Origin of the sequence: Cytobacillus firmus, from assembly GCF_023657595.1 — a bacterium.
Classification (GTDB): Bacteria; Bacillota; Bacilli; order Bacillales; family Cytobacillaceae; genus Cytobacillus; species Cytobacillus firmus_B.
On the sequence record NZ_CP098323.1, the window covers coordinates 973335 to 988394 of the forward strand.

At 43.8% G+C, this 15060-nt stretch carries 12 protein-coding genes and 1 riboswitch; of the genes, 7 read left to right on the top strand and 5 right to left on the bottom strand.

All coding sequences use genetic code 11. The features are described 5' to 3' along the window. Positions 1 to 138: 138 nt before the first annotated feature. A riboswitch (PreQ1 riboswitch) is annotated at positions 139 to 184 on the top strand. Between the two features lie 110 nt (positions 185 to 294). The 4 genes from queF to NAF01_RS05160 all read left to right on the top strand — a co-directional run bounded on the left by queF (position 295) and on the right by NAF01_RS05160 (position 4144). Further along, the gene (gene queF / locus NAF01_RS05145; protein WP_095244376.1) at positions 295 to 792 is read left to right on the top strand and encodes a preQ(1) synthase; all 498 of its coding nucleotides are present in this window, start codon (positions 295 to 297) and stop codon (positions 790 to 792) included. Positions 793 to 948: 156 nt separating this feature from the next. Next, the gene (locus NAF01_RS05150) at positions 949 to 1239 is read left to right on the top strand and encodes a YhdT family protein (protein WP_048010520.1); all 291 of its coding nucleotides are present in this window, start codon (positions 949 to 951) and stop codon (positions 1237 to 1239) included. Then, positions 1236 to 2678 (top strand): sodium/pantothenate symporter, encoded by a 1443-nt coding sequence (panF, locus tag NAF01_RS05155; RefSeq protein ID WP_048010521.1) that lies wholly within the window; start codon positions 1236 to 1238, stop codon positions 2676 to 2678. Before NAF01_RS05150 ends, panF begins: the two co-directional genes overlap by 4 nt. Before the next feature lie 272 nt (positions 2679 to 2950). After that, a complete protein-coding gene (locus NAF01_RS05160) occupies positions 2951 to 4144 on the top strand; it encodes a hypothetical protein (RefSeq protein WP_197247377.1) in 1194 nt (397 codons plus the stop codon). A gap of 412 nt (positions 4145 to 4556) precedes the next feature. Here NAF01_RS05160 and NAF01_RS05165 read toward each other — a convergent pair whose 3' ends face one another. The 4 genes from NAF01_RS05165 to NAF01_RS05180 form a co-directional block, all read right to left on the bottom strand. Further along, positions 4557 to 5789, bottom strand: a complete 1233-nt coding sequence (locus tag NAF01_RS05165) for an aminopeptidase (RefSeq protein ID WP_095244380.1) — start codon at positions 5787 to 5789, stop codon at positions 4557 to 4559. A 137-nt stretch (positions 5790 to 5926) separates the two neighbouring features. Then, on the bottom strand, positions 5927 to 7207 hold the full coding sequence (locus NAF01_RS05170) for an MDR family MFS transporter (RefSeq protein ID WP_250801927.1): 1281 nt from the start codon (positions 7205 to 7207) through the stop codon (positions 5927 to 5929). Positions 7208 to 7324: 117 nt separating this feature from the next. Continuing rightward, entirely contained in the window at positions 7325 to 8638 is a 1314-nt protein-coding gene (locus NAF01_RS05175; RefSeq protein WP_250801928.1) for a short-chain fatty acid transporter, read from the bottom strand. Between the two features lie 99 nt (positions 8639 to 8737). After that, a complete protein-coding gene (locus tag NAF01_RS05180; RefSeq protein ID WP_250802424.1) occupies positions 8738 to 10831 on the bottom strand; it encodes a DNA topoisomerase III in 2094 nt (697 codons plus the stop codon). Between the two features lie 201 nt (positions 10832 to 11032). Between NAF01_RS05180 and NAF01_RS05185 the strand changes: the two genes are divergently transcribed. Both NAF01_RS05185 and hutH read left to right on the top strand, forming a co-directional pair. After that, positions 11033 to 11881, top strand: a complete 849-nt coding sequence (locus NAF01_RS05185) for an STAS domain-containing protein (protein ID WP_048010526.1) — start codon at positions 11033 to 11035, stop codon at positions 11879 to 11881. A 356-nt stretch (positions 11882 to 12237) separates the two neighbouring features. After that, a complete protein-coding gene (gene hutH / locus NAF01_RS05190) occupies positions 12238 to 13731 on the top strand; it encodes a histidine ammonia-lyase (RefSeq protein WP_250802425.1) in 1494 nt (497 codons plus the stop codon). 294 nt (positions 13732 to 14025) lie between these two features. Here hutH and NAF01_RS05195 read toward each other — a convergent pair whose 3' ends face one another. After that, the gene (locus tag NAF01_RS05195; RefSeq protein WP_226619409.1) at positions 14026 to 14253 is read right to left on the bottom strand and encodes a hypothetical protein; all 228 of its coding nucleotides are present in this window, start codon (positions 14251 to 14253) and stop codon (positions 14026 to 14028) included. Positions 14254 to 14376: 123 nt separating this feature from the next. Between NAF01_RS05195 and NAF01_RS05200 the strand changes: the two genes are divergently transcribed. Further along, complete coding sequence (locus tag NAF01_RS05200) at positions 14377 to 14964, top strand: peroxiredoxin (RefSeq protein WP_396021335.1); 588 nt, start codon at positions 14377 to 14379, stop codon at positions 14962 to 14964. Positions 14965 to 15060 lie beyond the last annotated feature (96 nt).

Below are 15060 nucleotides of genomic sequence, written 5' to 3' on the forward strand. Positions count from 1 at the left end.
GTCACCTTTCTTTGAAAAATTACCGTTATTATACTATGAAGAATGTTTGAAAACCAGATAGAGAAAGCACCTATTGACAGAAACAGGCTTTTTCTCTATAGTAACTATGACAATTATATTTCTATTATTCCCGTGTGAGCGGGAGAGGTTCATAGCTTCACCCTCTATAAAAAACTATGGCTTTGATTATAATAATCAACCATATCCATGAGAGGATATGGTTTTATTTTTCAAGCTGTACTTTTCGGGCCTCTCTTTAGGATCAGCGGGATCATATAAAGGGAGGCTATTTTTATGTCAGGAAGAAAAGATGAGGAATTAACGGATATTACATTATTGGGAAATCAGGGTACTAACTATCTTTTTGAATATTCGCCTGAGATTCTGGAGGCTTTTGATAATAAGCATCCAAACCGCGATTATTTTGTTAAGTTTAATTGTCCTGAGTTTACGAGCCTTTGTCCGAAAACAGGCCAGCCGGATTTTGCGACCATCTATATCAGCTATATTCCGGATCAAAAGATGGTAGAGAGCAAGTCGTTAAAGCTATATCTTTTCAGCTTCAGAAATCATGGCGATTTCCATGAGGATTGCATGAACATCATTATGAATGATCTTATCGAATTAATGGATCCCCGCTATATTGAGGTTTGGGGCAAGTTCACTCCGCGTGGAGGAATCTCCATCGATCCTTATTGCAACTACGGAAAGCCGGGGACGAAATATGAAAAAATGGCAGATTACCGCTTGATGAACCATGATCTATATCCGGAGACAATTGACAATCGCTAAGACCCTTGCTTAAACTGCAATTTTAAAATAATATCAAAAAAGGCAGAGCAATCTGCTTTTTTTGTTGCAGAAAATATACATAAGTGGGATTATATTTAGGGAATATTCTGTATTTTAATAGAGCAGTACAATAATAAAGCTCTGAAAGGGGACATAATGAAGAAAAGCATACATAAAAAAGATCCTCGCTTTAAGATTGCAGAGAAAGAAGCGTGGATTGGCATTGGTCTCGTACTCTTTAATTTTATTTGGTGGTATGGGTTTGCCTATGGGCTGGGGTCCGAACCTGCCGATGAGTATACATTCATCATGGGGCTGCCTGCCTGGTTTTTCTGGAGCTGTGTAGCCGGATTTGTTGTCATGGTGATACTGGTATCAGCAGCTGTAAAATTCCTGTTTAAGGAAGTTCCGTTCGAAGAAAACGGGGAAGGGGGAGAATCCGAATGAACTGGCAGGTCATTGCTCCTCTTATCTTCTTTTTAATCATTATTTTTCTGGTGGGTTTATGGTCCAGCAGGAAGATTGATACGAGCAGTTCGTTTCTGCAGGATTATTTTCTTGGAGGAAGGCAGCTGGGCGGTTTTATTCTGGCCATGACCATGATTGCCACCTACGGAAGTGCCAGCAGTTTCATTGGGGGTCCTGGTGTTGCATACACACAGGGGCTTGGCTGGGTACTGCTTGCCATGTCACAGGTTGTTACTGGTTATTTCGTCCTCATGGTTCTGGGGAAAAAATTTGCAATTACAGCAAGAAAGTATAATGCTGTAACACTCATCGATTTTCTGAAAGAAAGATATAACAGCAAATGGGTTGTCTGGCTATCCTCTCTCAGCATCATTATTTTCCTGTTTTCCGCCATGGCTGCCCAATGGGTTGGCGGAGCAAGATTAATTGAATCACTGACAGGATTAAGCTATTTATCGGCTTTGTTTATTTTCGCAGCTTCTGTCATGGTCTATGTTGTCATAGGCGGTTTCCGGGCTGTTGCCGTAACGGATGCCGTCCAGGGCGGGATAATGTTTATCGGAACCATGATCCTTCTGGTTGCTGTTATTGTGGCAGGTGGAGGAATACCGAATATTGTCAGCGATCTGTCTTCAGAAAACCCGAATCTAATTACACCGTTTGGCTTTGATGGCGGATTGACCCCTTTATATGTATCCTCATTCTGGATTCTGGTTGGAGTTGGGGTTGTAGGTCTTCCTCAGGTTGCAGTAAGGGCCATGTCTTATAAAAATGCCAGAGCCATGCATAGGGCCATTATCATCGGAACAATCGTGGTCGGCTTTATCATGCTTGGCATGCATTTAATTGGCGTGTTTGCCCGGCCGATTCTTCCCGGAATTGAGGTGGGGGATAAAGTTATGCCGATGATTGCCATGGAAGTCCTTCCACCATGGCTTGCGGGAATTGTGCTGGCTGCACCGATGGCTGCCATTATGTCAACCGTGGATTCCCTGCTCCTTCTGGTCAGCTCGGCGATTGTTAAAGATGTGTATATTAATTACATTAAACCTGATGCTGAAGAAAGCACGGTTAAGAAAATGAGTTTTGCAGTCACAGCCCTGCTGGGGGTTCTGGTATGCATCATGGCGCTCAGTCCGCCCGATTTGCTGATCTGGCTGAATCTCTTTTCTTTTGGAGGACTGGAAGCAGCATTCATATGGCCTGTTGTGCTGGGCCTTTATTGGGCGAAGGGAAATAAATATGGTGCAGTGGCCTCCATGATAACCGGAACGGCTTCCTATATTTTATTCCATACTTTTTATCCCAATGCTTTAGGCATGAATACAGTCGTATTGCCTATTGCTTTATCACTGGCCGCATATATAGCGGTAAGTCTATTTACCGAAAAAACAGCACCTGCGGCAGCAGAAATTTAACCAAAAGGCCCCGGAGAGGTATTCCGGGGCCTTTCGTATTAACCGGCAAAGTGCCTATAGATCAGGCCCTCGTCACTATAATCAAACGTTTGATTGAAGCAGGAGAAGAGTCATATATTAAGGATAAGGGAGGAAACATGGGTTTTTGTAAAAAAATGAGCATATTGATAGGTTTGTAGAAACGATCCCTATTTGTTACACTTAATTAGTTGAAACGTAATTGTAACATTTGACTTAAAATGGAAATGTTTTTTAACATTAGGGAGACTATAATGAAAAATTTTATAAATATGATCATGATTGCCATGCTGTCATCCGTTATAGCAGGCTGTTCAAGTGAAATAAATGCATCTTTAAATACAGAAGAAATAAAACTGGAAAAAGAAGATAAAGTGGAAGCAGAAGATAATATATCAGTACAAGAGGCTGGTAAAGATAAAAAAGATACGGTTTGGCTTGAACGCAAGTCACTATTCCAGATTGACGCAGCAGACGGGATCATGAAATATACGGTTTACCTTTTTTCGGAAGACGAAAGAAGAACCATTCTGGAAGAGGACAGTGCGAAAGGAAAGAAAGGCGATTCCTATTTTACAGGACATTATTCAGTATACCTGGCTTTGAAGGGGTCAAAAGAAGCGTATAAACAAGCAGCTCTAAATGACAGTTCTGAAATGTCCTTTAATCCTTCAAAGGAACAGGTTTACACCCAGAAAATGAGGAATAAAACCATCATCTCGATCTTTCAGTCCAAGGGGGAAAACTTAGTCAAGGGCCAGCTGCTGGCGATTAAGGACGGAGAAGTGCAAAGAATAAGTACGGAAAAAGACATGACCACTACCTCCAAAGCGAAAATAAAAACTATTAATCAAAAATATCTTCAAACTGCCCAAAAAAAGAGTGACGGATGGGTTATTTCAACATGGCTTTTTAATGAGGAAGCCCATTCAATGAGCCTGCACGACCAAATCGAGCTTTCAGAAGAAGATCATTCTGATATCGACTGGATGAATCTGTGGCTGAAAAAGGAAGCCCTTTACTATCCATTTAAAAACCTGGCACTCAGTGGGGATGCCATTGAGAAAGCAAAACAGGGAATCCCCCTCGGAAGTCCATTTCCGATTGGCACAAACATATCTGAAATTAAAAAGTCAGATCCAAACTTTGTTGAAGAGGGGTTTGAAGGTGGAAGCCCTTTTGTGATGTACCCTGAAATTACCTATTATTATGAACGGGAAACGGGGAACGTAACAGCTATTTCCATTCCTGGACAGCGGGTGAGAACGTCAATGGACGAGATTACTGCCATGTTTGGCACTCCAGCGGAGGTTAGGGAAGAGAAGCTGTCAGGTGAAACCATCTCCACCTACCCGGCAGATAAATATTCCATCGATATGATTTCTGATTTAGAAGGAAACGTTAGTGAAATCGTATTAAGAAAAACAAAAAATCATGCGGGTCAATGACCGCATGATTTTTTATAGAATAAGAAAACATTAGACTTTGAACATCGAGAACTGTCTAGCTCCGGCGCCTACCCCCTCGAGGTCACAAGCTTGTCTTGTTTCGGCTCCTAGGGACTCGGGATCATAAGCCGTTTCCTTTCAGAAGGAAAAACGCCTTCTTACAGGAACCGTCTTATGCCTGTCGTCCCTGGGCAGTCGCCTTCACATTTCGAGCAATCCTCCCCAAAAGGCAAAGAACGCCTTTCCGGGAGGACCGTCTTGTGCTTGAGGCCCACAGGACAGGGAAGGCTTCGTCAGCAAAACATCGCACGACCGAAAGCGACAGCTTTTGGGAGGATGTGGGTCATGCAGACGTTGCCACAGGACGTGGCGTTCTTAGTCTGCGTTCCTTCGTGGGCAAGGCGCCTCCGCTTTAAAATGCCCAATCACCTTTTCTGAATACAGGTTCAGCGCTGCCGTCTTCAGTGATTCCGTCGATATCCATTTCAGCGGAACCGATCATGAAATCAACATGTGTTAAGCTTTCGTTCAAGCCGTTTTCACCCAGTTCTTCACTGGACATTTTCTTGCCGCCTTCAATACAGAATGCATACGCACTGCCGATGGCAAGGTGGTTTGAAGCGTTTTCATCAAATAAAGTATTATAGAAAAGCAGATTGGACTTGGAAATTGGCGAGTTGAAAGGAACCAGTGCCACTTCACCAAGATAGTGGGAGCCTTCATCTGTCTCAACCAGCTGCTTGAGGATTTCTTCTCCTTCTTCAGCTTTCACATCTACAATCCGGCCGTTTTCAAATGTCAGGCTGAAGTTATCGATGATGTTTCCGCCATAGCTTAACGGCTTTGTGCTGGAAACTGTACCGTTCACACCTGTCTTGTATGGTACTGTGAACACTTCTTCAGTCGGCATGTTTGCCATGAATTCGTGTCCCTGTTCATTCACACTGCCTGCCCCGACCCATAAATGGCCTTTTGGAAGCTCGATTGTCAGGTCTGTGCCTGGAGCTTTATAATGAAGCTTCTGATAACGCTTGCTGTTTAAATAATCCACTTTTTCATGAAGTGTTTCGTCATGCTTTTTCCAAGCTTCAACCGGGTTATCCAAGTCAGCGCGAGTGGCTTTGAAAATAGCGTCCCAAAGCATTTCCACTCTGGATTCCTCCGGAGCTTCAGGAAATACCATGTTTGCCCATGCCTGAGATGGAGCTGCGATAACTGTCCAGCTCACTTTATCAGACTGGATGAATTTGCGGTATTTTGCAAGCGCCTGTCCGGCTGCTTTCTGGAAACTTGCGATTCGCTCTGATTTCACGCCTTTCAGCAAATCAGGGCTTGCGGAAACGATTGACATGAATGCCGCACCCTTTTCAGCTAAATCTTCGACTTCCTTCGCACGCCATTCCGGGTATTCCGAGAAAGACTCATCCGGTGCCAAATCGTACTTTGTCCGTGTGACCGCATCATCGCTCCAGTTCACAACAACGTTATGAGCTCCTGCTTCATATGCCTTTTTCACAATAGTGCGAACTAGTTCAGCTGAATCAAGTGTTGTGTTAATAACCAGCGTCTGCCCCTTTTGTACATTTACGCCGACCTTCACTGCAAGCTCTGCGTATTTCTCTAAATTCGTTTGAAATTGACTCATTATGTATTCTCCTTTTGTCAGAATCTTCATTTTCATTGTAGCTGTTCTGTCCGGAAAAAGAAACCTATTGAACTGAAAATCATGTTGCAGAACTTCCGGGCTCCATCTCCGGGCGGAGACATAATTAAAAAGGAATCTTAAACAGATTCCTTTTTTGCATGAAATGCTTTATTCCCCTCAGGCAAAGCAAACATCAGCCAATATAAAAACGCACTTATAACAGCCAGCAGCGCCAGTATAAAGAATGTCCAGTCATAACCGATCCAGACTGTAAGCGGTATAGAGATAGGTGCAATGGTTTTTCCGACTGTAAATCGAAGGGAGGCAGCTGCAAAGTACTGACCTCGCATATGATCGGGAGCAATCTTTGATACAAAACTCTGCTGGAGGCCAGCTGTCATTAATTCTCCCATAGTGAAAACGGCCATTGCCAGAATTAATCCCCATATCCATTGAGTTTGTCCAAACATGATGATGGCTGCCGCATACGTAAGAGATGATAAGATAAAGACATTCCTTTCCTTGTACTTTATCATCATTTTGGTGACAGCCACGGTAAATAAGGCGACAAGGAAGCCATTCTCGGACAGCAGAATGCCAAAAGCCTGTTCCCCATGAACGGTAAAGGACCAGTCCATCCATTTAAAAAGCTGCTGGTTATGAATCACTTCGTTTGTATAGACAGGTATTAACAGATCAAGCTGCATAAAAGTCTGTGCAGCCAAAACACCTGCTAGGATAAAAAGGAGAAAGGTCCTGTCCCTGAAGATAATGCCATAATCTTTGGTCTGCTTTATTAAAACATGATGCCATTTACTGTTTTCACTTGATCCATGTATCTGCGGGGGTAAAGTTTCCCTTGTCCATCGGAAAAGGATGAAAGCTAACAGAATACAGATAATGCCTGCGGCCATAAGAAGCTGAAAACGGTAATGGACATAGAAAATGGCTCCTAAAATGGGACCCGCCACAACCGCAATATTAATAGAAGTGTAAAAAATAGCAAATACCTGGCTTCTGTCTTTTTCCTTCACCACATCGGCAACCATTGCCTGACTTGCCGGCCAATAAAATGAGCCAAATATTCCCACAAAAGCAAAGCAGATAAAACCAAGCACGGGAGAATCCAGCCAGGGTGAACTGGCAAATCCAAAAATCATAAATGAAAGTCCCTGACCGAAAGCAGAAAGAACCATCATTTTTTTGCGGCCAAAGCGGTCAGCTGTATAACCGCCCATTAAGTTGGCAAGCACGGAGAATACCTGAGAAAAAATGAGCAATAAACCAGCCTTGTCTTTTCCGAATTCATCCGCGAAATAAATCGTTAAAAACGGGAAGAACATCCAGAATGTAATATTCATAAGCGCTTCCCCAAATAATCTTACTTTTAGATTCTTATCCCAATCTTTTAATTTCATGCTGCGTCCCCATCTTCAACCTCAGAATAACGCTATCATACTACCAAATTTAGAAGGAACACAAGAAGACTTTTTGTTCAAAAAAGCCAAACCTTGATTAAGGTTTGGCTTTTCATATCAATAGACAAAAAACATCAAAACAGTGGTAACAATGCCCACCCATATGGCCAGCAATGCACAGTAGCCCATAATATGACGAATATGAAGGCCGACTACACTTAAAATAGGAAGTGCCCAGAAAGGCTGGATCAGGTTCGTCCAGGCATCTCCCCAGCCTACAGCCATAGCGGTAATGGCGGGATCCACACCCAGCTGCAGCCCGGCAGGAACTTGAAGCGGCCCCTGCAAAGCCCACTGCCCGCCCCCTGAAGGGGCAAGAATATTGACGATTCCAGCTGCCCAATAGGTGAAAATATCAAAGGTATCTTTACTTGCTATGGACGCCATTCCATTGATTATAGACTCTGCTAACCCGGAGCTGCCAAGAACGGCGATGATTCCGGCGTAAAACGGAAATTGCAGAATGATAGGGGATATGGCAGAACCCGCTTCTTTAAAGGCATTTGCGTACTGTACAAGCGATTTGTGAAGGATGAGCCCCAGGGATAGAAAGGTAATATTGATAATATTCAAGTCAAGGTCACGCCCGTTTATGAACTCGAAAATGACATAGATTAAACCGATTAATCCGGTAACGATGCCGAGAAAAGGTGTTCTTTCAAGCTTTCCGGCGGGCGTTTCTAAAATTTCCTGCTGCTCAGCTTCCTGCTTGGATGTTTTAAGGGGTACGTAGGATATAATGTCTTTTTTGGGTGCCATCAGCACGATGAAAATCGGCATTGTAACAATAAGGGCAATTAATATTGCGATTGTTCCGGGATGAAAGATCGTCTCTGAAGTTGGAATCACCCCAGCAATATCCTCCAGAAAGTGACCCTTTGTCGCAACAGTCAAACCAATTGAACTTGACAAGCCGGCTGTATATAGAGCAGTTGGTGCATAGGCTGCAGCCACTAATAGAGGGAAGTGTGCGTTCTGATTTCTTTTTCCGACTTCACGGGCAATAATGGCGCCAACGACAACAGCAAGGCCCCAGTTAATATAATAAGCAGCAGAAGAAACAAGAAAAGTCAGTACGTAGGCCTGATTGGCTGTCTTCGCTTTGGAGGAAAGCTTTTCAAGTATACGCTGTACAGAAGGAACAGAAGTAAGCGCCATGCCTGTCATCAAGAGAAGCACCATTTGCATGGTAAAAGCAAGGTATACCCAGAAGCCGTCACCAAATGATTTAAACAGCTGGGCAGGTTCAGAAGGCTTCATGAAAAATCCGGCTATGAATACAAACAGAGTCATTAGTACAGCAATGACAAAGGCGTCAGGGAGATACCTTTCCACAAGCTTGGAGAAACGGTCTGCCATTCTGGTTAACATCCTGTCACTCTCCTTTCAGTATTAGTACATGCTGTGGAGAGGACAAGCTGTGTATGCCAGTTCATATAGAAAAGCCCCGGCAGCAGCCAGGGCTATACATTAATCTTTATCATCCATTGCGGCCTTCAGCAAATCACCAAGGCTTGTTCCAAAGGACTCTTCCTTCTGGGTATATTTCTGAACAAGTTTTCGTTCTTCGCGTTTGTTGACGGCTTTCTTTTTGTCCTGGGCTTTCTCCACTACATTGCATGGACGGCACTGGAAGTAGGCGCCTGCCTTGCCCTGGTGGATCTCCATTTTTTTGCGGCACTGAGGGCAGCGGCGGTTTGAAAGCTTTGGATCCTTGCGCTTTCGGAAACTGCAATCAAGGTTGGAGCAGACAAGTATTTTTCCGTCCTTTGTATTCCTTTCTTTCAGGAAGGAATCGCATTCCGGACATTTTGAACCCGTGAGATTATGGGCACGGTACGATTTGTCGCTCTTTTTAATTTCAGAAACCAGAGATTGAGTCTGCTTGCGGATGTTCTGCAGAAACTCTTTTGGATCTGCTTTTCCGCGTGCGATTTTCTCAAGCTCCTGCTCCCATTTGGCTGTCAGTTCCGGTGATTTCAAATCTTCATTCACCAGGTCCATCAGCTGTTTGCCCTTTTTAGTCGGAAACAGGCGTCCATTTTGCCTTTCAAGGGCTTCAGTCTCAAGAAGCCGTTCAATGATTTCCGCTCTTGTCGCAGGTGTTCCCAGGCTGTATTTTTCCATCTGGGTCAAAATGTCAGCTTCTGAATAGCGAAGAGGCGGTTCAGTGAGCTTCGCAGCGGATTCGGCATTTTGCAGTGTAAAGCTCTGTCCTTTCGAAATATTCTTCAGGCTCTGTTTTCCTGTTTCTTCTTCAGTATTCCGTTCCACCTTGCGATAACCGAGGTCGATAACGGCCGTTTCCCTCGCTGTGAATGTCTCACCATTAACATCGATAGCAGCATGAATGGTTTCATACTTATAAGGGTTATGGAAAATGGCGAGAAATCTGCGCAGAATCATTTCGTACAGCTTACGCTCATCAGGTGACAAATCACCGAGATGCACACGTTCTTCAGTCGGAATAATCGCATGGTGATCGGTTACCTTTTCATTATTAAAAACTCTTTTTGCGAGCACCCTGCCCTGATTCGCAAGGATTGGCTTCACTTCATCCTTATAGGAAGCAGCGATTCCATGAAGGCGATCCATCATGGTTGCTTCCATATCCTTTGTCAAATAGCGTGAATCTGTCCGAGGATAGGTGACAAGCTTATGCTGCTCATAAAGCTTCTGCAGCACATTCGACGTTTTCTTGGCAGAGAAGCCAAAACGTTTATTCGCATCACGCTGCAGCTCCGTCAAATCATAAGGAAGCGGCTGCGGCTCTGTTTTTTCCTTCCGGTTAATGGACTGGATAACCGCCTTTTGCCCCTTTACTTTGGAAAGGACTCCATCAGCTGTTTCTCTAGCGAAAATGCGCTTTTCACCATTTTTCTCCCAGTCAGCCTGCAGGGGGCCAATGTGGGCGCGAATCGTCCAGTACTCTTTTGGAACAAATTGCTGAATCACTTTTTCCCTTTCCATAACGAGCGCCAGAGTCGGTGTCTGCACCCGGCCTGCGGATAGGGGATCCTTGTATTTAGTCGTCAGAGCCCTTGTGACATTCAGCCCGATGAGCCAATCCGCTTCTGCCCGGCACACAGCGGATTCATAAAGATCTTCAAATTGTTTTCCGGGTTTAAGGTTTTGAAAACCGTCACGGATAGCACGGTCCGTTACAGAGGATATCCATAAGCGCTTGATTGTCTTGCGCCAGCGGATTTTCTCTAATATCCAGCGAGCGACAAGCTCCCCTTCACGGCCTGCATCTGTCGCAATGATTATTTCCTTAACATCCTTCCGCTTTGCAAGGTTTTCAATGGATTTATACTGGTGACTGGTCTGCTTCATCACCTTCAGGCCCATTTGGTCAGGAATAATCGGCAGATCCTCCAGGTTCCAGTTTTTATATTTGCTGTCATAATGCTCCGGCATCTTTAATTCGATTAAGTGGCCAAGAGCCCAAGTGACGATATATTTATCGCCTTCCATGTAACTTTTATGAGATTGCCGGCATCCCAGCACCCTTGCGATTTCACGGGCAACACTGGGCTTTTCAGCAAGAACAAGTGATTTCATAATGACTCCTTTCAAATCCATTCAATTCCTTTTGTATCCTAACTAAGTATAGCGGAAAATCATTTATATTTGTAATGGAAGAGGTTATTGTGGACAAAATGATATAGCTGCCATCTAAGCTGTATCGCTTTTCAATAGTCCTGATTCATTCTACAATGAACTTAACAGTTTGTTTACAATTAGAAAGACAAGGTGAAAATAATGAATCAAAAGAATCAGCGCTTACTTGATTACATTCAGGAAAACTCGATAAACATTACAGACATGTGGCTGTCCTTAAGGGAGAAACAAAAGGGCTCCATTTATTCTGCGGATGCAGACCCAGCTTATGAACAGCTCCTGAGAGAACAGAATGCTTTTACCAACCGTACCGTTTCATCCGCTTTACTTGATGACGAAGCAGTGTTTATTGAAAATATGGAGGAGTGGGCCAGGACTGTGGCTGAAAGCAGAGTGGACACGAGCACTCCCATTTTTCAAGTGCTTGGTGCTTTAAGCACCGTAAGAGAAACCTATTGGCATTTTGTTGAAAAATTCATTAAGGAAAACCAGTCAGAAGTAACAACAGATGATGTATTAATATGGAGCAAGACCATTAATAGGGCTTTCGATAAACTGATCAACAAATTTTCGGAAAAGTATTATGAGCTGACCACAAGAAGGCTTGTTGCCCAGCAAAGTCTGATCAATGAACTTGGCACTCCAGTCATTCCTGTTAAAGATGACACAGCTGTTCTGCCGCTTATCGGCGATATTGACACCGAGCGTGCGCAAATCCTGCTGGAGGAAATTCCGAAAAAATGTGCAAAAGAAAATATTGAGCATTTATTTATTGATTTATCTGGTGTAGCCATTATCGATACGATGGTTGCCCATCAAATATTTTCTTTAACGACAGCTCTCAAGCTATTAGGGGTCAAATCCACCATTTCCGGCATCAGCCCTGAGGTTGCCCAGACTTCCATTCAGCTCGGCCTGGATTTCACGGGTATTGAAACATATGGAAAACTAAAACATGCTTTAAGAAGACAAGGTGAAAACTTAAGATAGAAAGAAGAACGAAAAGCCGGCAGAACTGCCGGCTATTTATATGGATATAATAAAATACGCTTTACTGTGTTACCATTCTAACAATCTAACTTGTTAAATAGTGGGAATTTATTGTTGACATCCCTCCAATAGGAACATAAAATTAATTATATTCAGAAAATATAACAAAAATAGGCTGTGATAAAGATGAGACATCTGACAACAGATAGTGCAAATAATCTTCTAAAAAAGGCTGTATTTCAAACCTGTGTTTGAGATACAGCCTTTTCTTTATCTCGCTAATGTACCGGGGAGGATATAAAATGGAAAAATTGACAGAATCGATGATGACTTTAACTCACGGGGAGGAGAACAGGGTGGTTACTTTAAATGGAAATACTCTTACTTTGTCTGAAGTCAAACGAGTTCTTTTTGAAGGAGTAAAGGCTGCGGCATCAGAAGAAAGCATGCTTCGTGTAAAAAACAGCCATGAAGCCGTAAAGAGAATTGTAAGTGAAGAAAAAGTCATATACGGAATAAATACTGGTTTTGGAAAATTCAGCGATGTAAGAATTGACCAGGGAGATGTCGAGGATCTTCAGCTGAATTTAATCCGTTCGCATGCCTGCGGAGTAGGGGAGCCGTTCCCTGAGTCTGTCTCAAGAGCAATGCTTCTTTTAAGAGCAAATGCCTTATTGAAAGGATTCTCAGGCGTTCGTGCGGTCGTGATCGAAACTCTTTTAGCACTTGTGAATAAAAGTATCCATCCTGTCATTCCGCAGCAGGGCTCTCTTGGAGCAAGCGGAGATTTGGCTCCTTTATCCCACCTGGCATTAGTATTAATGGGAGAAGGGGAAGTATTTTACAAGGGGGAAAGGAAGCCTGCGCTTGAAGTGCTTGTTCAGGAAGGAATAGAACCTGTAACCTTACAGGCGAAGGAAGGGCTTGCCCTCATTAACGGCACGCAGGCGATGACGGCAATGGGAGTCATTGGTTATCTGGAGGCTGAAAAAATCGCTTATCAAAGTGAGCTGATCGCAGCACTTACAATGGAGGGATTAAACGGCATAATTGATGCGTTTGATGAGAACATCCATCAGGCAAGAGGGTATCAGCAGCAGGTGGACACAGCCAGAAGAATAAGGGAATACCTGTCAGGCAGCAGCCTGATCACAAGACAGGGGGAAATCCGGGTGCAGGACGCCTATTCCATCCGCTGCATTCCGCAGGTGCATGGAGCATCCTGGCAGGCTCTTGACTATGTAAAAGAAAAGCTTGAAATCGAAATGAATGCAGCCACAGATAACCCGCTTATTTTTGAAAATGGGGAAAGCGTCATATCAGGCGGAAACTTTCATGGACAGCCAATCGCTCTTGCAATGGACTTCATGAAAATCGCTGTAGCGGAATTGGCCAATATTTCAGAGCGCCGTATTGAAAGGCTTGTTAACCCGCAGCTTAGTGACCTGCCGCCATTTTTAAGCCCGGAGCCTGGATTGCAGTCCGGTGCGATGATTCTCCAGTATGTTGCGGCATCCCTTGTTTCGGAGAATAAGACACTTGCCCATCCGGCAAGTGTGGATTCAATCCCTTCATCAGGGAACCAGGAAGACCATGTGAGCATGGGAACTATCGGATCCAGGCATGCTTACCAGATCATCCAGAATGTCAATAAAGTGCTGGCAATTGAACTGATTTGTGCACTTCAGGCAGCAGAATTCCGCGGCTCTGATAAAATGGCTGATAAAACAAAACGCTTTTACGAAGAAGCTAGAAAAGTGGTTCCTTCCATTACAAAAGATCGCGTATTTTCAAAGGATATTGAAGCATGCGCAGCCTGGCTGAAAGATGTTGAAATAGACGCAATATAAAGTGAAACTTCCATCAGTGGGGGTGTCTTTATCCTCACTGATTGTTAGTTGAGGCGTACAGGAAGTGGGTCACAAAGACGTTGGAAGGCAACGGCAGCGATACATCGCACGGACCGAAAGCGGCAGCTTTTGGGAGGATGTGGCGTTTTTAGTCTTTGTTCTTCCTTTCGGGCCTTTACGGGCAGTTTACCCCCCGCTTATTCTCCTTTGATTCCTCTGAATCTAGAGGGGGGTACTGCCCGTTAGAATGCATAAGAGTAAAGGGGTCTGAATGTTATTCAGGCCCCTGACTTTTTAATCTTTGGCTCTTTCCTCAAGTTCCTTGGCTTCATCTTCTTCAAAGCGGTTTTTAAACGCTTCCTGTGTCACAATAAATTCCTCATCTTCCTGTGCCTCAGTTGTATGGCGCTCAACCATTGTGTGTTCAGGAAATTCCCCCGGGTGATGCTTTTTTTTATGATTAAAATGGACTCCGCGTGACATAATCAGGCTCCTTTCATAGTTGAATTTGCATTCTTCCACTATTTTTCCCTCCGGCATCAGGAGTATGTACGGGTGGGTCAATCAATATTTTCCGTTCAATTTTGCTCTTGTTCGCATAAGTATATAGAGCAAAGACGAAACAGAAAAGGAGGGGGGACAGCCGTGATTGATCCGAATACTTCCGTGTTCTGTGCGGGACGGGGAGACCGTGCGCCAGTTTTTATTGCCGATGCTGTCATTGATCATCAAATAAAAAAAGTCAATCTGGAGAACTATATTGGAAAATGGGTGCTGCTATTTTTTTATCCGAGTGATTTTACATTTGTCTGACCGACAGAATTGGCGGCGGTCGCCGCTGTGAACCCTTATTTAAAAGCCTTAAATTGCGAAGTCATGTCCATCAGTACGGACAGTGTATATGCACATAAAGTATTTAAGGAAACATCTCCGTCATTAAAAAACGTGAATTATCCAATGGTCAGCGACCGGACACATCAAATAAGCAGGGCTTATAGGGTATTGGATGAAAAGTCAGGAGCGGCCATCAGGGCGTCCGTTTTTATCGATCCCAATGGCATTATCGCGGCAAAGCTCATTTACCCTGGAGAAGTCGGGAGAAATCTGCATGAACATGTCAGAATCATGCAGGGAATTCAATATGCGCAGCAGACAGGGAAAGGTGTGCCGGCAAACTGGCAGCCCGGCCAGCAAGGGATTAACAAGGATCCAAACTTAATAGGTAAAATCTAAAAGGAGAAGGCGCAAGCTTTCTCTTCTATATACATAATTACTTTAATCTGCAGCTCCGAAAATATATAATAAGTACAAATGAAGTGGAGGGGGAGC